The sequence below is a fragment of the Ruegeria marisflavi genome (assembly GCF_025673445.1).
Classification (GTDB): domain Bacteria; phylum Pseudomonadota; class Alphaproteobacteria; order Rhodobacterales; family Rhodobacteraceae; genus Ruegeria_B; species Ruegeria_B marisflavi.
Map to the genome: position 1 here is coordinate 182,953 of NZ_JAOVQN010000005.1, position 19,807 is coordinate 202,759.

Consider the following 19,807-nt stretch of genomic DNA (forward strand, 5'->3'; position numbering starts at 1 on the left):
TAAGGGGGCCAGAAGGCCCCCTTTTCTTTTTCTCGCATTATTTCGTCAGTTCGGAATCAGTGCCGGAACTATGGTCACGATCGCCGGGAACATCCACAGGATGCCGATGCCGATCACCTGGATGATCACAAAGGGAATAATGCCCCTATAGATGTGACCGGTGGTCACTTCCTTGGGTGCAACCCCGCGCAGGTAGAACAGCGCAAAACCGAACGGCGGTGTCAGGAATGAGGTTTGCAGGTTCACCGCCACCATGATCGTCACCCATTTCGGATCGAAGGACCCGCCATAGATCACCGGCCCGACGATCGGAATCACGATGTAGATGATCTCGAGGAAGTCGAGCACGAACCCAAGGATGAAGAGCACCAGCATCACGATCAGGAAGACCGTGAATTCATTGTCGAAACTCTTCAGGAAATCCTGGATGTAGTGCTCACCACCAAAGGAGATCACCACAAGGTTCAACAGCTGCGAGCCGATCAGGATGGTAAAGACCATCGAGGTCACCTTGGCAGTTTCCCGCACGATGGGTGACAGCACGCCGCCAGCAAACAGAACCCAGCACCCGAACAACAACCCGAACAGCGCATAGGCATAAGTGGCATAGGCAAAGGTGAAGGCGACCCAGCTTTCAAACGAAACATTGCCCTGATTGATGCGCAGGTCAAAGTTCACCCCGATCAGTAGACAGACGATGATGGCGAAAGTCGACCAGATGATGATCGCGCCCGAGCGTCCTTCGTCCTTCAACCGGCGGTAGGCCGCCAGCATGATGGCCCCGCCCGCACCCAGCGCCGCGGCCGGCGTCGGGTTGGTTACACCGCCCAGGATCGAGCCCAGAACCGCGATGATCAGAACTAGCGGCGGGAACACCACCCGGATCAGATCATTGGTCGCACAGCGCGCCGCGGCGGCCTTGCACCCGTAAAGAGCCAAGGCAGTCGGGATCGCCAGCAACAGCACGGTCACCCCAGACGACGTCGTGGGCGCGACCAGCAGGATGTCGACCAGCAGCGTGAGCGCCAGACCAAGCCCGCCGATCATCAGCGGACGCGGGTCCTGAGACGGAGCCACACCGCGACCAACAACCAGCGTCAGCCCCAACAGAACGAAGAGCGTCGCAACACCGGTGCCGATCGGCGCAGCAGCGGCGATCTTGGCCTCCAGCGCGGCGGCAATCTCTTCTTCGGTCAGCTTGTGCGCTTCCTGCACGCCGCCCGCCTTGTCGATGGCCTCCTGCTCGACGACGGCGGCATCCCATGCCTCCTGCCCGTGCAGCGCAATCATCGACGCCTTACAGTCTTCGGACACATTGGTGCGCAGGCTGGCGGATTTCGAGCTGTCCGAGAAGCCAGACACCGTCAGGTCCTGACTGCCCACGATTCCAACATTGGCCATCAGGATGGTGCCGACGATCAACGCGATGGGCGCGCCCAGAAGCCAGGTAAAGGCCTCGGACCGGGTGACAACCTCACCGGTGCGGCCGGTCATCGCCACGGCAGGCGCCTTGTCCGGGTTCAAAAGGGCAAAGCCGAAGGCGTAGACCGCATAGAGCACGGCCAGCATGATGCCGGGCAAAAGTGCCGCCTGAAACAGCGTCCCGACAGAGACCACCGCCGGTTCGCCCAGATAGGTCAGGGCATCCGAACAGCCGGCTTCGATGGCACGGGTTTCCTGCGCGGTAGAGTAAAGATCACCGGCCAGCGTTCCCAGAAGAACGATCACGATCGACGGCGGAATGATCTGCCCCAGCGTACCAGAGGCGGCAATCACGCCTGTCGCCAGCTCCGGCGAGTAGTTGTTGCGCAGCATGGTCGGCAGGGCCAGCAGGCCCATGGTGACCACCGTTGCACCGACGATCCCGGTCGAGGCAGCAAGGAACGCCCCCACGACGACGATGGAGACAGCCAGACCGCCCGGCAGCGGGCCAAACACCCGTGCCATCGTCGTCAGAAGATCGTTGGCGATCTTCGACCGTTCCAGCGTGATGCCCATGAGAACGAACATCAGCACGGCCAGCAGCGTTTCAATCGACTGTCCGGCAAGCACACGCTCGTTCATCCGGTTCACGATGAATGCGATGTTGCGGTCCATCGCGGTTTGCCAGCCACCGGTGAACACATGTTCGGCGGCGCGTGGCAGATCCGGGTATCGGAAGATCGATATCGTATCCGGCCTTATGCCGGAATTGACCAGATCGTGATAGGCTTGCGACGAAGTGTCGATGGCCTGATGGATCAGCAATCCCGCGCTGTCGAGCGCCGCGATGATGCCGAAGGAGATGATCCCGGCACCGCCGATGGCAAAGGCCACCGGGAAGCCCGAGAGAATGCCCCCGAAGAGGCAGAGAAAGACAATAATGAGGCCGATTTCGACGCCATCAAGACCGAATAGCATGTCCCCAGTTCCTATTCTTAATGCGTGCCTTCATAGGCCTCTTCGCCCTCGCCAAGAGTATCCTTGTCGAGGTATTTTCCGACGCTGCCTTCGCCTTCCACGTACTCCAGCCAGGAGCGATAGAAGAACGCGACCGCATGAATGAAGATCATCGCTGCAAACGCCACCAGCAGGATCTTGAACAGGAAGTACCCGTTGAATCCATTGGGGCTGAAACCGATCGTTTCCACGTTCCAGCGCATGGCGCGCGATTTCATCAAGAGCCGGTCAAGCTGGTCACTGGCCGACGGGTTCGGCACGATCAGGTGACGCCACAGGAAATACCAGCCGTAAAGCCAGGTCACCACGGCCATCGGCATCATGAAGAACAGAGAGCCGAACATGTCGACCACCCGCTTCGCCCGGTGGCTGATACCGGAATAAACCAGGTCAACGCGCACGTGACCGCCCTGAACAAAGGTATATGTCGCGCAGAGGCAGACAACCATCGCGTTGTAAAGCTTCAGTTCCTCGGACCACCAGCTCACGTCGAACGAGATCGGAATGCCCAACCCGAACGACAGATCAGGACGTGCAAAGACCCGCTGGATGAACACGATGATAATCTGTTGCAGCACCATCAAGAGGCCAGCCCAGGCAAAGAACCGGCCAACCGTGTTGGCGAACCCTTCGAGAACACGGACCATGCCCCACATGAAATTACGATAGAACATGCCGACGGCGGTCAGGATCAGCACGAAGGTGAAGACGACAAAGAAGAACTCGACCGAGCCGCCATAGTAGACGAAACGCATCACCGCTTCCTTGTCCGACCAATCAAGCCAGAGCTGGGGATGCGTGACCGCGTAGCCAAAGTTGTAGAAGGACTCGGCGATGTTCTGAACCAGCCATATCAGACCGTTCCATAGGGCGCCGAAAAAGGAGATACCGTTATCTTCCTGCATGTTGCCCCCGAGAGACGCTTGCCGAGCCGCCTATGCAGACCCCATCAGTCCGGGCTCAGGCAAAGGGAAAGCCCCCCGCCTGATGGCGGGGGTACTGTTTTTGCACTGTGCGCGGGATCAGCCCAGTACGCGGTCGCGCTGCGCGGTGTAGACACCCGACGACAGGTTCAACCAGGCCGACGACGACTTCATCGACGCCATTGCGCTGTCGTAGATCTTCTTGAACAGCTCGTCGCCCATGTTCTCTGCCATGACTTCCTGGCTGGCCTTGCCGAAGGCATCCCAGACGCTGTCGGGGAATTCCATGACCTTCACGCCGCCCGCTTGCAGACGCTGGAGCGCCGCACCGTTGTTGGACAGGAACTGTGCCAGGTTCCACTGGTGGCATTCGCCAGCCGCGATCTCGATGATCTTCTGATGCGCGGGGCTCAGGCTTTCGTACACTTCGCGGTTGGTGGCAACCGACAGACCCGCGCCCGGCTCGTGGAAGCCGGCGGTGTAGTAGGTCTTGGTGATTTCCTGGAAGCCGGCCTTTTCGTCCGCCCAGGGGCCGATCCACTCGGTCCCGTCGATAGCGCCCGAGGACAGGGCCTGGTACACTTCCGAACCCGGAATGTTCTGCACCGATGCGCCCAGCTTGCCCAGCGCCTTGCCGCCCAGACCCGGCATACGGAACTTCAGGCCGTTGAAATCTTCGGGGCCGTTGATCTCTTTCGAGAACCAGCCGCCGGCCTGTGCGCCGGTGTTGCCGGCCAGGAAGGATTTCAGGCCAAAGATCTGACCCAGCTCGTCATGCAGCTCCATGCCGCCGTCGAAATAGTACCAGTTGACCAGTTCCTGAGCGGTCATGCCGAACGGCACGGCGGTAAAGAAGGCATAGCCCGGGTGCTGACCCACGAAGTAGTAGTCGGCACCATGGTACATGTCGGCCTGGCCCGAGGTAACGGCGTCGAATACTTCGAACGCGCCCACCAGTTCGCCAGCGGCCTTCAGGTCCACGGTCAGGTTGCCATCGGACATGGCGGTGATGTTGTCGGCAACCCGCTGAGCCGAGTCATGCACACCCGCCAGACCACGGCCCCAGGTGGTGACCATGGTCAGCGTCCGCTTGCCCTGCGCATAGGCCGGAGCGGCCAGAGCGGTGGTGGCCGCAGCGGCTGCACCGCCCATTGCCGAGGTTTTCAAAAAAGAACGACGATCCATAGAGTATTTCCTCCCCTTGCAAGTCGTACACACCCGAGGGTTCATTCCCTTCGGGTGGATCGTTTCAGTGGCGCAAAGGTAGCGAGAGGTCATCCCGTAAGGGAATACCTAGTACTACGTAGCAGGGGTGGAAAAACGGGCGAACAGCCCGTCAAGTCACCTTTTTTTGTCCTCTTCGCTCCGCTGCTCGGCGGATGTGCGGGACCTGCGGTCGATCTCAGGCTTTGCTTTCGCGTCCGTTTTTCGTATCGATTCGCCATGCGACGGCTGCGAACCCTGATCCGGCCCAACTACGCTCAGAAGATTTCACTTCTGGCGACGCTACCGCTTGTCGTGGCGGTTACCGCGATTGCCGCGCTGGTTGCCTATCAGGCGCAGACCCTGGCGGAACGCGAGATCCAGGCGTTGGAACGGCAGCTCTTGAGCGCCAAGAAGGCCGAGTTGCGCAATTACGTCACCCAGGCTCGCAACGGGTTTGCCCATATCTACGGCCCCGCCGCGCCCGACGACGAAGAGGCCAAAACCCGGGTAGCCCAGATTCTGGCCGCGATGATCTATGGCCAAGACGGCTTCTTCTTTGTCTACGACTACGACGGCAACAACCTTGTCAGCCCGCGCCAGACGGAATTTATCAACCGCAACTGGGAAGGACTGACCGACAGCCAAGGTATCCCCGTTGTTGACGAATTCATCCGGCTGGCCCGGCAAGGCGCCGGGTGGCACTCTTTCATGTGGGAAAAACCGTCGACCGGGGAAGAAGCACAGATGGTCGCCTATGTGGTCGGACTTCAGGACTGGCGTTGGGCGGTTGGAACTGGGGTATTCATCGACGATGTCCTCGCATCGGTCGCGGCATCGCGGGCCGAAACCCAGCTGCGCGTGCGCCGGACCTTTCTCTATATCGGCGCAATCGCACTCGCGGCGCTACTGGTCGTTTTCGGCTCCGGGATGGTGATCAATATCCGCGAACGCCGCCTGGCCGACGCCAAGCTCAAGGAACTGACCCAACGCGTGTTCGACGCGCAGGAGGAGGAGCGCGGCCGGGTCGCCCGCGAATTGCACGACGGAATCAGCCAGATCCTGGTCGGCGTCCGCTACGCCCTCGACAACGCCCGGCGCAAACTGGCACGCGGCGACAAGGAAGGAGCCGAACCGCCACTCGACAAGGGAATCGATCATCTGGGCACCGCAATCACCGAGGTCCGCCGGATCAGCCGCGATCTGCGCCCCGGTGTGCTCGACGACCTTGGCCTTGGCCCTGCACTGAAATCGCTCACCGATGATTTCCGCGAGCGCACCGGGATCGAGACGGAGTTCACCACCGTGGTGTTCCGCAACCGGCTGGACCAGAACAGCAAGATCGCGCTTTACCGGATCGCGCAAGAGGCGCTCACCAATATCGAGCGGCACTCGGGCGCGACGCGCGTCTCGATCGACTTGCGCGGGCACAAGAAAGGCGCAACCATGCGTATCGCCGACAACGGGCGCGGTATCCGCTCCGGCCCCGGCAAAACCGGACCCGGGCTTGGTTTGCGCAACATGCAAGAGCGGATCGAGCAGCTTGACGGAACCCTTCGCATCCTGTCGTCCCGCGGCGCCCAGACCGGAACCGTCATCGAAGTCAGCCTGCCGCTCAGCCATCTTCTGCCCCCGCAAGAGGACGCGACGCAGAAAAGAAAGGTATCCTCATGACCGCCGATCCCGTCCGCATCCTAATCGTCGACGACCATCCGATGGTGGCCGAAGGCATCCAGGCAATCCTTGAGAGCTATGACGGGCTTCAGGTGATCGGAACCGTGCATGACGGGCGCGAGGCCGTCGGGCGGACGCTGGCACTCTGTCCCGACGTGATCCTGATGGATCTCAATATGCCGGGCCTTGGCGGGCTGAGCGCGACCGAGATCATTCTGGAGCAGATGCCAGATACCCGTATCCTGATCCTGTCGATGCATGACAGCCCGGAGTATATCTCAACCGCGCTCAGCCATGGCGCAATGGGCTATGTGCTCAAAGACGTGCCCACCGAAGAGATCAAGCAGGCCATCGACGCGGTGATGCGCGGCGAACGTTATCTCTGCACCGGAGCCAAGGGATCGCTGGAGCCCAAGGAGGGCGAAGAGGCGCGCGAGGCGCTTACCGGGCGCGAACAGACGATCCTGCTGCAACTGGCACAGGGCAAGTCCAACAAGGAGGTGGCCATCGCGCTGGACATTTCCGTCCGCACGGTCGAGACCCACCGCAAGAACATCAAGCGCAAGCTGGGCATTTCATCGACCGCCGGGCTGACCCGTTACGCATTGGAACACGGGGTTCTGCAAGGTACCGGAGTCGGGCTGTAGGCGGGTTTCGTCCAGGCCACGAAAATAGCGCGCACGCCCCCTTGTAAAGGTCACGCCACCTGATCATTTGCTGCTGGCAACTCCCCTTTCGAGGCAGACATGATCCTCCTCTCCTTCGCTGCCGGGCTGACGGCCCTCATCCTCGGCGGCGACTTTCTTGTGCGCGGCGCAACCTCTACCGCTATCGCCTTGCGCATCCCTCCATTGGTCATCGGCATGATCGTCGTCGGGTTCGGAACCTCGCTGCCCGAACTGCTGGTCTCGGTCAACGCAGCCCTGGCTCATGCCCCCGACATCGCCCTTGGCAATGTGATCGGATCAAATACCGCAAACATCCTGCTCATCCTCGGCCTCGCCGCCGTATTGTTTCCCATCGTCAGCAGCTTCATCGAAGTGCGCAAGGACCTCATACTTGTCATCCTGGCCACTCTGGCGCTTGCAGCCTTGCTTGCGGACGGCCGCCTGTCCCGGTTGGATGGTATCTTGATGCTCACCGGTCTGGCCCTGTTCCTGTGGAGCTCGATCCGTCAGGTCGATGCCGATCCACAGGACAACCTAATTGTCGAACGCCGATTCCGCCCTTTGGCCGTGCTTCAGATCGCCGGCGGCCTGGTAGCTCTTGTCTTTGGCGCGCGCCTGCTGGTGGACAGCGCCACCGAACTGGCGCGTATGGCACATATTTCCGAGGCGGTGATCGGCCTGACCATCGTTGCGATAGGCACCTCCCTGCCCGAGCTTGCAACTTCGGTCATCGCCGCGTTCCGGCGCAACTCGGCGATGTCGCTGGGCAATGTGATCGGATCGAACCTGTTCAACATCCTGGGCATTCTGGGCGTGACCGCCGTCATCGCCCCGGTTCAGGCAGGCGCACGCTTTCTGACACTCGACACGCCAATCGCCTTGACCGCCGCACTGCTGCTGACCTTTCTTCTGTGGTCTGGCGGCATTTCGCGGCTTGCGGGCGCTGCAATGCTCGCCGGTTATGTCGGTTATCTGGGGTGGATGGGGCTGAGCTGACCCGGCTCAATCCATCAAGGCATCGGATCTGAGCCCTGCCCGTTCGTAATGCCTCGGCAGGACCCGGCCATAGAGCTGTCGGGTCCGCTCCACCCCGCCACACATCCCCTCGGTCTCGACAAAGGAAAAGATGCCGACATAGCGCCGCCGCGGCCCTTCGACCGGGGCCACCCGGTGCAGCGCGTAGCGGCCCTTGAAAATCTGCAAATCGCCCCGCCGCAGCTCAAGAACCCGAACCTTGCTGCGATCTCCGGCCAGGACCTGTCCTACACCCGCAAAGTTCTCGTCCTGCGCGGTCCGCAGACCGGGCACATATTCGAACGCACCGCCCGAACTGCCGTTCTGGATGGCCAGCGTGACGGTAAAATTGTTCGTGTCGAAATGCCAGGGGAACCCTTGCCCTGCCTCGACCGCGTTCACGATGACATCCGCCAGCGGATCGTCATAGCGAAAGAACCGGTCCACCGGCTCGTTCAGCGCATCGCGAATGAAAGGCATGAAGGGGGCGGCCTCGTAAATCATCCGCAGCGGGCCTTCGGGCGGAAAATTGTCTGCCGGGACAAAGGCGTTGGACCGGTCATAGAACTGCCGCACCGGATGATCTGCGGGCAAGGACGGATCGTCCTGCGAAAAATACACGTTTGTTCGGCTAAAGCTCCGATGCCCCAGATGGGCAACCGCGTCCGCCTCGGCAGTCAAATGCGCAACCCCGCGCGCACTGGCAAACCCGGGCAGGACGGCACAGCCGTCCTCGGCGATCTCGCGTCGGAGATCGGCCAGCAACGTGGCATAGGCCGCACTGTCAGGCCGGTCGATCGGATAGCGGCCCAGGTCAATCAGATCGTGCAGTTCCATCGCGTTTCTCCCGTCCATCTTTCTCCCAGACTGGACGGGTGACTCGGCTGTATCTGGCCTGTTTGCGGCGCATAGGGCAGCAAAACAGGTCGCAAGAGACCACTTGATCGGGGACAAATCGCAGAAATGTCGCGACCTGCGGCATTCTGCGCAAGAAAATGTCGCGATTTAGGCCCTGCGAGACAGGTTTTTCGCCCAATTGCCTGTTGACGCTCCGTCCCCTCGCCCATAATGTCCCGGCCAAGCTAAAGGAGCCGATGGCAATGACCTCGCTAGTCGTAATCGTAGGAACGAAGCGCATGGGCCGGTAACGGTAGACCATAATCGTCCCCATGCGCCTCCGAAAATTCGGGGGCTTTTTTTATGCTGAATCGAAAAGACGCATGTCGCGAATGGAGCAAAGCAGATGACACGTGAGATGACCGGCGCAAAAATGGTGGTTCAGGCCCTCAAGGATCAGGGCGTGGATACGGTATTCGGCTATCCGGGCGGCGCCGTCCTGCCGATCTATGACGAGATCTTTCTGCAAAACGACATTCGCCACATCCTGGTGCGGCACGAACAGGGCGCGGTGCACGCGGCCGAGGGCTATGCCCGCTCAACCGGCAAGCCCGGCGTTGTGCTGGTGACCTCGGGCCCCGGCGCCACCAATGCGGTGACCGGCCTGACCGACGCGCTGCTCGACTCGATCCCGCTGGTGGTGCTGACCGGCCAGGTACCCACCTTCATGATCGGCTCGGACGCCTTCCAGGAGGCCGACACCGTCGGCATCACCCGCCCCTGCACCAAGCATAACTGGCTGGTCAAGGATACCGACAAACTGGCCAAGACCATCCACGAAGGTTTCCATGTCGCCACCTCGGGCCGCCCCGGTCCGGTGCTGATCGACATCCCCAAGGACGTGCAGTTCGCAACCGGCACCTATACCGGACCCAAGGCGATCACCTCGCATTACCAGCCCCGGGTCAAGGGCGACATGGAAGAGATCAACGAGCTTGTCGCCGCCATCGAAAAGGCCAAGCGCCCGGTGTTCTACACCGGCGGCGGCGTGATCAACTCGGGTCCGGCGGCCAGCCAGCTGCTGCGCGAACTGGTGGATGCGACCGGCTTTCCCATCACCTCGACCCTGATGGGTCTGGGCGCCTACCCGGCCTCGGGCAAGAACTGGCTGGGCATGCTGGGCATGCACGGGCTTTACGAGGCGAACATGGCCATGCATGGCTGTGACCTGATGATCAATATCGGCGCCCGCTTCGACGACCGGATCACCGGCCGCATCGACGCGTTCAGCCCGAAATCGAAAAAGGCCCATATCGACATCGACCCCAGCTCGATCAACAAGGTGATCCGCGTAGACATCCCCATCGTCGGCGATGTGGGCCATGTGCTCGAAGACATCCTCAAGGTCTGGAAATCGCGCGGCCGCAAGACCAATGCCGAGGCGGTGCAGAAATGGCAGGCGCAGATCACGGAATGGCGCAAGGTGAACTGTCTGACCTACAAGCCGTCGGAAAAGACCATCAAGCCGCAATACGCGCTGGAGCGGCTGGAGGCTCTGACCAAGGGGCGCGACCGTTACGTCTGTACCGAGGTTGGCCAGCACCAGATGTGGGCGGCGCAATACCTTGGCTTCGAGGATCCGAACCGCTGGATGACCTCCGGCGGGCTGGGCACCATGGGCTATGGCTTCCCCGCCTCGATCGGTGTGCAGATGGCGCATCCCGACGCATTGGTCATCAATGTGGCGGGAGAGGCCTCCTGGCTGATGAACATGCAGGAGATGGGCACCGCCGTGCAGTACCGCCTGCCGGTGAAACAGTTCATCCTCAACAACGAACGCCTGGGCATGGTGCGCCAGTGGCAAGAGCTGCTGCATGGCGAGCGCTATTCACAATCCTGGTCCGAGGCGCTGCCCGATTTCGTGAAACTGGCCGAAGCCTTCGGTGCCAAGGGCATCCTGTGCAAGGACCCCGCCGATCTGGACGACGCGATCATGGAGATGCTGAACTATGACGGGCCGGTGATCTTCGATTGTCTTGTCGAAAAGCACGAGAATTGCTTCCCGATGATCCCGTCGGGCAAAGCGCATAACGAGATGCTGCTGGGCGACGCCGAGACCCAAGGCGTCATCCAGGCCGGCGGCGCGGTTCTGGTCTGACAAAACCCGACGAATTTTTGTCGGCCGCGCTTGTCTCGGCCGATGTCCGCAACTTTCAGGAAGAGGCCCCCATGTCTGCCCTACACATCAAGAAAGGCTCTTCGAGCCACTCCGCCTATAACCTGCGCCCGACCTTCTCGGACGTGGCCGAACGGCACACCATCGCGCTCTTGGTAGAGAACGAGCCGGGTGTCCTGGCCCGCGTCATCGGCCTTTTCTCGGGACGCGGCTACAACATCGAAAGCTTGACCGTCGCCGAGGTGGATCACACCGGCCATCTGAGCCGCATCACCATCGTCACCACCGGCACCCCTCAGGTGATCGAACAGATCAAGGCGCAGTTGGGCCGCATCGTCTCGGTCCGCGACGTGCATGACCTGACGGTCGAGGGGCGCGCGGTCGAGCGCGAACTTGCAATGCTCAAAGTGGTGGGCAGCGGCGACAAGCGGGTCGAGGCGCTGCGCCTGGCGGATATCTTTCGCGCCAATGTGGTCGACAGCACCCTGTCGAGCTTTGTCTTCGAAATCACCGGTGCACCGGAAAAGATCGACGCCTTCGCCGATCTGATGCGGCCGCTGGGCTTGGCCGAGATCGCACGGACCGGTGTCGCAGCGCTGTTGCGCGGCGACTGATCCGATCGGTTAGCCATCAGGCGGGGTAGGCCTTGACCAGAACCCCTGCCTCTTCTTTCCTGCCGGTAGCACGGGCGAATGGGACAATTTTTGCCGAGGACGCGGGATCCGCTTGCGTCTGACGCAGTTTCGCATCCCCCGCATGAAGCAACACGTCAGGCAGGTCCGGACAAATCCCGTGTTTTACCAGCTTCGGATTTGTTGCCATACGCTGGTTGCGGTTCGTGACCAGGTCGAACTGGACCCAATCCCCGACATCCAGACTTGGCCCTTTTTGGCTGCCAGTTTGCCGATAGAATGCCAGATCACCGTGATCTTCGCACCATATGACCGCTTTCTGATCAGAACTGTCGCTCCAGAGAACTACGCCAAACATATCCCGTCCTAACTTCTTGTTTTTTATAGATTGAGCGAATTATGATGACTCAAACATGGTAAATTGCGTGTCCGACTATTGCATTTTGTGTCTGCTCCGATAGCTTCTCGACACTCTTTCGCACCACACCTGTCGCTAAAGAGCGTCTAGTTTTCGATTTCGGCCGAAGGAAGCCACAATTGTCCTTCATGTTGCGGCAAGAAACAGACCAACCTTTGCGGAAATGAAATGACAAAACCAACTAGGACACCGGCAGAACTCCGCAACATGTTTGGCGAAAATCTGCGTCAACTGTGCCGCCGGTATCCATCGATCTCGGAGCTTTCTCGTCAACTTGGAATCAACAGGACCCAATTCAACAGGTATCTCTCTGGCGAGAGTTTTCCGCGCCCGGATGTGCTTGATCGGATATGCTCGTTCTTTTCCGTTGACGCACGCATTCTGTTGGATCCTGTTGACAATATCCCAGTCTCGGATCAGATCCTGTCCGGGCCGGTTCTGGGCGAATTCTTTGGCCCTAATGTCTCGTCACTGGAAGAAGAAGAGTTTCCAAGCGGCTTTTACCGGTTCACGCGTCGGAGTTTCGTGAACGAGAATAAGTTCGTCCTCGGTCTGGTCTATGTCTTCCGCAAGGACCGGGCGACATTCATTCGAGGCTATGAAGCCCGAGAGGCGATGCGCCAGCAAGACCTCCCCGACGACCCCCGCACGCGGGAGTTTCGCGGATACGTCACGCGCGAGGACGACGGAGTCGCCTTGCTGATCTCGCGCCGGAACGCGATGACCTTCTCGTTCAATTACCTGGCCCGCGTCGCTTCGTTCGAAAACAACTTCTGGGTCGGGTATGTCTCGCGGTCGGTTCGCGAGCCCGATACCGACCACCGGATCACCCGGATGGCCTACGAGCACCTTGGGCGGGACAAGGCCACTGTCTACAAGACCGCACGCCACGCGGGTTTCCTGGACAAGGAAGACCTGCCGCCGTTTCACCGGCGGTTGCTGCGCCCGGACGACCCTTTTCGCTAATTCAGGTCAGCGCTGTTCTCGTGTCACCTGGCGGTACAGGTGCCACGATGCATGACCCAGCCAGGGCAGTACCAGGAAAAGACCCAGAAAACCCGGCAACATGGCAAGGAACGTCATGCCCGCCACGATGGCGGCCCATGACAGCATCACGACCGGGTTCGAGGTCACGTATCCGAAACTCGAGATCATCGCGGTGACAAAGTCCAGTTCCCGATCCAGCAGCATCGGGATCGACATCACGGTGATCATGTAGAGCAGCGCCGCAAACCCCGCGCCCACCACTGTCCCCACCGCCAGCATCGTCAATCCGTTCAGGGTCAGAAACACCTCCAGCGACGAGGACACGTTGGTCATGGTGGACAGGCCCAGGAACAGGGCAAAGATCATGTGCCCCAGAAAAAACCAGAACATGAAAACCAGCACCATGATGGCGCAGATCGACGGCAACTGGCGGCGGCTTTGCAGGATCACCACGCCGAAGATCTCGGCGAAATCCAGAGGTTCGCGCTGCTCCAGCCTGTGCGAGACCTCATAAAGCCCCACCGCCGCGAAGGGCCCGAGCAGGGGAAACCCGATCGCCGCCAGAACCAGCCAATAGGTCGTACCGGTCCACAGCGTGATCCAGGCGATCAAGAGCCCGGACATCACGTAAAAGCCGGAAAACAAGAGACCAAAGATCGGTGCCTTCAGATAATCCCGCAACCCCTGCCGCAATGCCTCGACCAGCATCGCAAAGGTTGCCGGATGCATCGGCGGTACTCCAAACGGCTTGTCCATGACTGCTCCTCCCTGCCCTGACCCGCTGTTACATCGCCGGCTTCTTCTGCGGCCATTCCGTCGCCTGGTGATAGGCTTCGCCAATGGACAAAATCCGGGCGTCACTGCCGCGCGGGCCAAAAATCTGAAACCCCATGGGCACACCCTGCGGGCCGAACCCCGCCGGAACCGCCAGCGAAGGCAGGCCGATCAGGCCAATCGGTATCGTGACCTCCATCCAGCGATGATAGGTATCCATGGCGCGGCCTACGATCTCCTTCGGATAAGGCACGTTCACGTCAAACGGCCAGACCTGCGCCGAGGGTAAAACCAGCGCATCGAATTCACCGAAGAGTTCGACTGCCCGCTTGTACCAGTTCGAGCGTTTGACACTGGCGCGGTGGACATCCATTGCCGACAGATCCAGCCCGCGTTCGATCTCCCAGATCGCGGTATCCTTCAGCGCCGATCGGTTCTGGCGCAGCAAAGGCTCCAAGGAACCAGCCTTGCCCCAGGACCGCAGGTCCAGCCAGGCCTCCCAGATCGCCGCCGCGTCCATCGGGGCCGGAACCGGCTCGACAGTCGCGCCAAGCGACTCAAGCACACGCAACCCGCTTTCGCACAGTTCCAGAATCCCCGGCTCCATCGCATAGGCGCCCCCCCAGTCGCCCAGCCAGCCGATGCGGACACCCTTCAGATCCGCGGGGGACACCGGCGCGGTCTTGGGGCTGTTCACCGACAGAGGCACGCGCGCATCCGCCCCGGCGATCACATCCAGCATGATCCCGATATCCGCCGGGCTGCGCCCCATCGGGCCAAGCGTTGCCAGTTGATGCAGGAACAGTTCACGTTCCGGGTCAAGCGGCACGGTGCCCCAGGTCGGACGGAAGCCGTATACGTTGCTCCAGGCCGCCGGGTTGCGCAGCGACCCCATCTCGTCGGATCCATCCGCCAAGGCCGTCATACCGGTGGCCAGCGCCACTGCCGCCCCGCCGGACGATCCACCACAGGACAGGGCCGGCTGATAGGGATTGCCCGTCGCGCCATAGACCGGGTTGAACGTATGCGATCCGATCCCGAACTCCGGCACGTTCGTCTTGCCGATCAGGATCGCTCCGGCGGCCCGCAGACGCGACGGCAAGAGACTGTCCTTGTCCGCGACAAAATCCGCAAACAGCGGCGAGCCCATGGTGGTGGGCACACCGGCGATACTCTCCAGATCCTTGATCGCGATCGGCAGGCCATGCAGAGGCCCCCGCACCGGCCCGGCATCGCAAGCCCTCGCCTCTTCCATCAAGGTTTCCGCATCGCGCAGCGCCACGATGGCATTGACCTTCGGGTTGACCTCGGTGATCCGGTCGAGCGTGGCGCCCATGAGGCTTTCGGCACTCAACTGCCGGGAACCCAAGGCCGTTAGAAGATCGGCGGCTGACGAGCGAACAAGATCCATATCCGGGGACTCCCTAGAGCTGTTTTCCAGCAGCCTAGCGGCGCGCCATTCGCATTTAAACCCACTGTTTGAATATATCTTTTCCGGGTCTGTTTCGTCCCACCCCTCGGCCAACAGAAGCCGTCACAAGGCGGTTCGCCCGGTTGCACCGGCACTCTGTATTCCCTTACCCTGCCTCAACCGCAGACGTTCCCTCTGGCGACATATCCGGCAACTCAGTCCCTCCAGGCAAATAGATGAAGCTTACCCATTTCAGCATCACCGCCAGAAACGCGGACCGGCTGGCCGCCTTCTATGTTTCCGTGTTCGACTGCACGCCGCGCCGGGCACCAGTCACGCTGACCGGAACGCGTATAGCCGCCGGATGCGGCCTGCCACAGGCCACGATCAGATCCATCTGGTTGAACTTCCCCGGGGTCGAACACCCGTTTCTGGAGCTGCACCAATATCGGCAGACCCTCGAACGGGGACTGCCACAGGTCAACGAACCGGGCTACGGGCATCTTTGCTTTCAAACCCCGGATATCCAAGACGCAGTACGCCGAACCTTGTGCTTCGGTGGCGCGCTGCAAGGTGAAATCACCGATATCGGTGCGCCGGATCGCCCCTGCCTCGCCGTCTATCTGCGTGACCCCGAGGGCAACCTGCTGGAACTTGAAGAGGCATAGAACCAGAGGGCCGGTTACCCCTGCCCCCTGCCTTCATTTCGCTCAAAATACTCCGGGGGAGACGCCGTCAGGCGGCGGGGGCAGCGCCCCCTTCCGCCTCAGTCCTCGGCCTGCGCGTCGGCGCGGCTCTTGCCCGAGACCTTCATCGCCAGCGTCGCCGCCATGAACCCGTCCAGATCGCCGTCCAGCACGCCCTTGGTGTCACTGGTTTCATGCCCGGTGCGCAGATCCTTGACCATCTGATAGGGCTGCAACACGTAAGACCGGATCTGGTTACCCCAGCCCGCATCGCCCTTGGCCTCATGCGCCGCGTTGATCTCGGCGTTGCGGCGGTCCAGTTCCTGCTGGTAGAGCCGCGATTTCAGCGCCTTCATGGCAATGTCGCGGTTCTGGTGCTGCGATTTCTCGGAACTCGTCACCACGATGCCGGTCGGAATGTGGGTGATCCGCACCGCCGAGTCGGTGGTGTTCACGTGCTGACCGCCGGCGCCGGATGACCGGTAGGTGTCGATGCGGATATCGCTGGGGTTCACCTCGATCTCGATATTGTCGTCCACCACCGGATAAACCCAGACCGAGCTGAACGAGGTATGCCGTTTCGCCGCCGCATCAAAGGGAGAGATCCGCACCAGACGATGCACGCCGCTTTCAGATTTCAGCCAGCCATAGGCGTTGTGCCCGGAAATCTTGTAGGCCGCCGACTTGATGCCCGCTTCGTCGCCCGCGCTCTCCGATTGCAGCTCGACCTTGTAGCCCTTCTTCTCGGCCCAGCGGACATACATGCGCGCCAGCATCGAGGCCCAGTCGCAGCTCTCGGTCCCGCCTGCGCCCGCGTTGATCTCGAGGAACGTGTCGTTGCCATCGGCTTCGCCATCGAGCAACGCCTCCAGCTCCTTTTCGGCGGCGCGCGCGCGCAGCGCCTTCAGCGCCGCCTCGGCATCCTTGACCACATCCTGGTCGTCTTCCATCTCGCCCAGCTCGATCAGCTCGATGTTGTCGCCCAGATCGGTCTTGATAGCCGTATAGGTCTCCATCGCATCGACCAGCGTCTGCCGCTCACGCATCAGTTTCTGCGCCTTCTCCGGATCGTCCCACAGATTGGGGTCCTCGACCCGGGCGTTGAACTCTTCCAGCCGGTGCGGCGCGGTCTCGTAATCCATCCGCTGCGCCAACAGGCGCAGCGATTTCTCGATCTCGGACACGATGTTCTGGGTCTCGGCGCGCATGGGCTGTCCTGCTCTCTTTCTCTCGTGAAACCGCCTGATAAACGAGTGCCGTGGCGCGGGCAAGCACACGAATGGCGTTAGCCGGTCAACCGGTCTGGCCTGCGACCACGCGCATGCCGGGCAAACCTGTCAGAGCCGCACAAGCCTGCCACCTACACCCTGTCGCCCGGTCCTCAATACAACCCGCCAGAACTGACGGTGCCAAAGTTCGCCTTGGGTCCGACGGTGGTAACCTCTCCGGTCGAGGTCCGCACCTGCTGGCCCGCCTGCTGCACCTCTTCAAAGAGCGGCAGGTTGGATCCCATCGCAAAACCGCCGTCATAGGCCAGGCCAAAGATCGGCTCTGCGCCATCGCGGAAATACTCGGCAACCACATAATTGCCGCTGGCGTCATCCGGCAGGCGGGCGCCGGTGAACCGGTCGATCTTGATGAAATGCCCGCCCGGCGGGATTTCGAATGGCCCTCCGCCATACTTGGCCACGGCCTTTTCCATGAAGTCCTGGAACACCGGACCACATAGCGACGAGCCATAGGCGCCCCGGCCCAGCGGCGAGGGATTGTCATACCCGATGTAACAGCCCGCCACGATGTTCGAGGTAAAGCCGATAAACCAGACATCCTTTGCATCGTTTGTGGTACCGGTCTTGCCCGCCGTCGGAACCGGCAGCTTGACCGTGCCGCTGGCAGTGCCACGATCGACGACGCCTTTCATCATCGAAGTCAGCTGATAGGCGGTGATCGCGTCCATGACCCGCTCGCGATTGGTCACGATCCGGGGCGCCTGCCCCTCGCCCAGCCGGTCGGACAGGCAGTCGACGCAATCGCGCTGGTCGTGGCGATAGATGGTTTTGCCGAACCGGTCCTGGATCCGGTCGACCAGCGTCGGCTCCACCCGCTCGCCGCCATTGGCGAACATCGCATAGGCCGCCACCATCTTGTAGAGCGTGGTTTCCTCGGACCCCAACGAGTTGGCAAGGAACGGTCCCATGTGGTCATAGACCCCGAACCGTTCGGCATAGCCCGCAACGACCGGCATCGAAACCTCCTGCGCCAGGCGGATGGTCATCAGGTTCCGTGACTGTTCGATCCCGGTCCGCAGAGGGGTCGGGCCATAGAACTTGTTCGACGAGTTCTTGGGACGCCACAGGCCCTGGGGTGTGTTCACCTCGATGGGCGCGTCAACCACGATCGTCGCAGGGCTGTACCCACTGTCCAGGGCCGCGGCATAGACAAACGGCTTGAAGCTCGACCCCGGTTGCCGCAAGGCTTGCGTCGCCCGGTTGAACACCGAATCCTGATAACTGAATCCGCCCTGCATCGCCAGCACCCGGCCCGTATTCACGTCCATCGCCATGAAGCCGCCCTGCACTTCGGGCACCTGGCGCAGCGACCAAGTATCCGCCTCGGCTCCGGCGCGGACCAGAACAACATCGCCCAGTTTCAGATTGTCGGCAAAGCTGCCTTTCATCCACTTGATGTCGGATCGTGGAACTTGCCCGTCGGCCGGTCCATCCTCGATTCCGACGACCAGTGTCTGGTCGCCAATGTCCCGCACCACGGCGGGATGCCAGCGCCCGCCCAGATCGACATCGCGCGGCACCTCTGTTGCAGACAATGCGCTCCGCCACGCCTCTTCGTCGGCCAGAAACGCAACATCGACCGCCTTGCCTGTGCCCCGCCACTTGCCGCGCTGCCGGTCATAGTCTTCCAGCGCCTTGCGCAGGGCCTTGGCGGCCTCAACCTGCATTTCCTCGTCAATCGAGGCCCGGACGGTAAACCCGCCGGTAAAGAACTCACCCTCGCCAAAATCCTCGCTCAGCTGGCGGCGGATCTCGTCGGTGAAGTAGTCGCGCGGCGGCAACGCTGTGCGGAAACTCTCGAAATCACCGTTCTGCACGGATCGCAGCGGCTGATCACGCTCGTGCTCATAGGTCGCCTGATCGATATAGCCGTTCTCGCGCATCTCGCGCAGGACATAGTTGCGCCGGTCCAGCAGACGCTGTTTTTCACGGACCGGGTGATAGTCGGACGGCGCCTTGGGCATGGCCGCCAGTGTGGCCGCCTCATGCGGGGCCAGCTCGCTCAGGGTCTTGTTGAAATAGGTCTGCGCGGCGGCGGTGACCCCATAGGAGTTTTGCCCCAGGAAGATCTCGTTCATGTAAAGCTCGAGGATCTGCTCCTTGTTCAGGGTCTGCTCCAGCTTTGCTGCCAGGATGATCTCCTTGATCTTGCGCTCGGCTTGACGGTCGCCTGACAAAAGGAAGTTTTTCATCACCTGCTGCGTGATGGTCGAAGCGCCGCGCACCGTCTGCCCCTTGGTGCGGACTGCCTCAAATGCTGCGACTGCGATACCGCGCGGATCATACCCCTTGTGTGTGTAGAAATTCTTGTCTTCAGCCGAAATAAAGGCCTGCTTAACCAATTCCGGGATCTCGTCCGCTGGTGTGAACAGCCGCCGTTCCTTGGCAAATTCGTCGATCAGATGCCCCTCACCCGAATAGATCCGGCTGATCGTCGGCGGCTTGTATTCGGCCAGCGATTCATGGCTGGGCAGATCCCGGCCATACATCCAGAAGACACCCCCGATGGTCAGGGCCACCATGAAGACGCCCAGGGTAACGAGGCTGAAAATCGCCCCGAAGAAGGAGAGGATGAAACGGATCACGTGGCTGCCCTTGTAGTGCGGTGACGCCTATATAAGCACCCGCGCGGCAAGGGTCAAAACCGGAGAGCAGAATTCAGCCAAAACAGGACGT

General features: G+C 61.1%; 16 protein-coding genes. 7 read left to right on the forward strand and 9 right to left on the reverse strand.

Annotated features, from left to right (window positions below; genetic code table 11):
* Positions 1-45: 45 nt before the first annotated feature.
* The 3 genes from OEZ49_RS07415 to OEZ49_RS07425 all read right to left on the reverse strand — a co-directional run bounded on the left by OEZ49_RS07415 (position 46) and on the right by OEZ49_RS07425 (position 4,547).
* A complete protein-coding gene (locus OEZ49_RS07415; RefSeq protein ID WP_263387704.1) occupies positions 46-2,400 on the reverse strand; it encodes a TRAP transporter large permease in 2,355 nt (784 codons plus the stop codon).
* A gap of 17 nt (positions 2,401-2,417) precedes the next feature.
* The gene (locus OEZ49_RS07420; protein ID WP_263387705.1) at positions 2,418-3,344 is read right to left on the reverse strand and encodes a TRAP transporter small permease subunit; all 927 of its coding nucleotides are present in this window, start codon (positions 3,342-3,344) and stop codon (positions 2,418-2,420) included.
* Between the two features lie 117 nt (positions 3,345-3,461).
* Positions 3,462-4,547, reverse strand: coding sequence for a TRAP transporter substrate-binding protein (locus tag OEZ49_RS07425; RefSeq protein WP_263387706.1), 1,086 nt, complete (start codon positions 4,545-4,547; stop codon positions 3,462-3,464).
* Between the two features lie 258 nt (positions 4,548-4,805).
* Here OEZ49_RS07425 and OEZ49_RS07430 point away from each other — a divergent pair, with 258 nt between their 5' ends.
* The 3 genes from OEZ49_RS07430 to OEZ49_RS07440 all read left to right on the forward strand — a co-directional run bounded on the left by OEZ49_RS07430 (position 4,806) and on the right by OEZ49_RS07440 (position 7,903).
* The gene (locus OEZ49_RS07430; RefSeq protein WP_263387707.1) at positions 4,806-6,239 is read left to right on the forward strand and encodes a cache domain-containing protein; all 1,434 of its coding nucleotides are present in this window, start codon (positions 4,806-4,808) and stop codon (positions 6,237-6,239) included.
* Complete coding sequence (locus OEZ49_RS07435; RefSeq protein ID WP_263387708.1) at positions 6,236-6,886, forward strand: response regulator transcription factor; 651 nt, start codon at positions 6,236-6,238, stop codon at positions 6,884-6,886. The genes OEZ49_RS07430 and OEZ49_RS07435 overlap by 4 nt, the downstream gene beginning before the upstream one ends.
* A gap of 99 nt (positions 6,887-6,985) precedes the next feature.
* Positions 6,986-7,903, forward strand: a complete 918-nt coding sequence (locus tag OEZ49_RS07440) for a calcium/sodium antiporter (protein WP_263387709.1) — start codon at positions 6,986-6,988, stop codon at positions 7,901-7,903.
* A gap of 6 nt (positions 7,904-7,909) precedes the next feature.
* Here OEZ49_RS07440 and OEZ49_RS07445 read toward each other — a convergent pair whose 3' ends face one another.
* Positions 7,910-8,758: a HalD/BesD family halogenase gene (locus OEZ49_RS07445; protein ID WP_263387710.1), complete on the reverse strand. Its 849-nt coding sequence runs from the start codon at positions 8,756-8,758 to the stop codon at positions 7,910-7,912.
* A 406-nt stretch (positions 8,759-9,164) separates the two neighbouring features.
* Here OEZ49_RS07445 and OEZ49_RS07450 point away from each other — a divergent pair, with 406 nt between their 5' ends.
* Together OEZ49_RS07450 and ilvN are read left to right on the forward strand one after the other, a co-directional pair.
* On the forward strand, positions 9,165-10,916 hold the full coding sequence (locus OEZ49_RS07450) for an acetolactate synthase 3 large subunit (RefSeq protein WP_263387711.1): 1,752 nt from the start codon (positions 9,165-9,167) through the stop codon (positions 10,914-10,916).
* A 71-nt stretch (positions 10,917-10,987) separates the two neighbouring features.
* Positions 10,988-11,548 (forward strand): acetolactate synthase small subunit, encoded by a 561-nt coding sequence (gene ilvN / locus OEZ49_RS07455; RefSeq protein WP_234136269.1) that lies wholly within the window; start codon positions 10,988-10,990, stop codon positions 11,546-11,548.
* A 16-nt stretch (positions 11,549-11,564) separates the two neighbouring features.
* Here the strand turns inward: ilvN and OEZ49_RS07460 are convergent, their stop codons facing one another.
* A complete protein-coding gene (locus OEZ49_RS07460; RefSeq protein WP_263387712.1) occupies positions 11,565-11,924 on the reverse strand; it encodes a hypothetical protein in 360 nt (119 codons plus the stop codon).
* A 228-nt stretch (positions 11,925-12,152) separates the two neighbouring features.
* On the opposite strand from OEZ49_RS07460, the gene OEZ49_RS07465 reads away from it, so the two are divergent.
* The gene (locus OEZ49_RS07465) at positions 12,153-12,950 is read left to right on the forward strand and encodes a helix-turn-helix domain-containing protein (RefSeq protein WP_263387713.1); all 798 of its coding nucleotides are present in this window, start codon (positions 12,153-12,155) and stop codon (positions 12,948-12,950) included.
* Between the two features lie 6 nt (positions 12,951-12,956).
* Here the strand turns inward: OEZ49_RS07465 and OEZ49_RS07470 are convergent, their stop codons facing one another.
* Both OEZ49_RS07470 and OEZ49_RS07475 read right to left on the reverse strand, forming a co-directional pair.
* On the reverse strand, positions 12,957-13,727 hold the full coding sequence (locus tag OEZ49_RS07470) for a DUF2189 domain-containing protein (protein WP_263387714.1): 771 nt from the start codon (positions 13,725-13,727) through the stop codon (positions 12,957-12,959).
* Positions 13,728-13,755: 28 nt separating this feature from the next.
* On the reverse strand, positions 13,756-15,156 hold the full coding sequence (locus tag OEZ49_RS07475) for an amidase (protein ID WP_263387715.1): 1,401 nt from the start codon (positions 15,154-15,156) through the stop codon (positions 13,756-13,758).
* A gap of 236 nt (positions 15,157-15,392) precedes the next feature.
* Between OEZ49_RS07475 and OEZ49_RS07480 the strand changes: the two genes are divergently transcribed.
* A complete protein-coding gene (locus tag OEZ49_RS07480; RefSeq protein WP_263387716.1) occupies positions 15,393-15,824 on the forward strand; it encodes a VOC family protein in 432 nt (143 codons plus the stop codon).
* A 98-nt stretch (positions 15,825-15,922) separates the two neighbouring features.
* On the opposite strand, the gene prfB is transcribed toward OEZ49_RS07480, so the two are convergent.
* Positions 15,923-17,050: a peptide chain release factor 2 gene (gene prfB / locus OEZ49_RS07485; RefSeq protein ID WP_164127137.1), complete on the reverse strand. Its 1,128-nt coding sequence runs from the start codon at positions 17,048-17,050 to the stop codon at positions 15,923-15,925.
* Between the two features lie 173 nt (positions 17,051-17,223).
* Positions 17,224-19,716: a penicillin-binding protein 1A gene (locus tag OEZ49_RS07490; RefSeq protein WP_263387717.1), complete on the reverse strand. Its 2,493-nt coding sequence runs from the start codon at positions 19,714-19,716 to the stop codon at positions 17,224-17,226.
* Positions 19,717-19,807 lie beyond the last annotated feature (91 nt).

Bases quoted from the DNA above. Each gene is read 5' to 3' on its own strand.
- OEZ49_RS07415 (WP_263387704.1), bottom strand. From the start codon at position 2,400: ATGCTATTCGGTCTTGATGGCGTCGAAATCGGCCTCATTATTGTCTTT.
- OEZ49_RS07420 (WP_263387705.1), bottom strand. From the start codon at position 3,344: ATGCAGGAAGATAACGGTATCTCCTTTTTCGGCGCCCTATGGAACGGT.
- OEZ49_RS07425 (WP_263387706.1), bottom strand. From the start codon at position 4,547: ATGGATCGTCGTTCTTTTTTGAAAACCTCGGCAATGGGCGGTGCAGCC.
- OEZ49_RS07430 (WP_263387707.1), top strand. From the start codon at position 4,806: ATGCGACGGCTGCGAACCCTGATCCGGCCCAACTACGCTCAGAAGATT.
- OEZ49_RS07435 (WP_263387708.1), top strand. From the start codon at position 6,236: ATGACCGCCGATCCCGTCCGCATCCTAATCGTCGACGACCATCCGATG.
- OEZ49_RS07440 (WP_263387709.1), top strand. From the start codon at position 6,986: ATGATCCTCCTCTCCTTCGCTGCCGGGCTGACGGCCCTCATCCTCGGC.
- OEZ49_RS07445 (WP_263387710.1), bottom strand. From the start codon at position 8,758: ATGGAACTGCACGATCTGATTGACCTGGGCCGCTATCCGATCGACCGG.
- OEZ49_RS07450 (WP_263387711.1), top strand. From the start codon at position 9,165: ATGACACGTGAGATGACCGGCGCAAAAATGGTGGTTCAGGCCCTCAAG.
- ilvN (WP_234136269.1), top strand. From the start codon at position 10,988: ATGTCTGCCCTACACATCAAGAAAGGCTCTTCGAGCCACTCCGCCTAT.
- OEZ49_RS07460 (WP_263387712.1), bottom strand. From the start codon at position 11,924: ATGTTTGGCGTAGTTCTCTGGAGCGACAGTTCTGATCAGAAAGCGGTC.
- OEZ49_RS07465 (WP_263387713.1), top strand. From the start codon at position 12,153: ATGACAAAACCAACTAGGACACCGGCAGAACTCCGCAACATGTTTGGC.
- OEZ49_RS07470 (WP_263387714.1), bottom strand. From the start codon at position 13,727: ATGGACAAGCCGTTTGGAGTACCGCCGATGCATCCGGCAACCTTTGCG.
- OEZ49_RS07475 (WP_263387715.1), bottom strand. From the start codon at position 15,156: ATGGATCTTGTTCGCTCGTCAGCCGCCGATCTTCTAACGGCCTTGGGT.
- OEZ49_RS07480 (WP_263387716.1), top strand. From the start codon at position 15,393: ATGAAGCTTACCCATTTCAGCATCACCGCCAGAAACGCGGACCGGCTG.
- prfB (WP_164127137.1), bottom strand. From the start codon at position 17,050: ATGCGCGCCGAGACCCAGAACATCGTGTCCGAGATCGAGAAATCGCTG.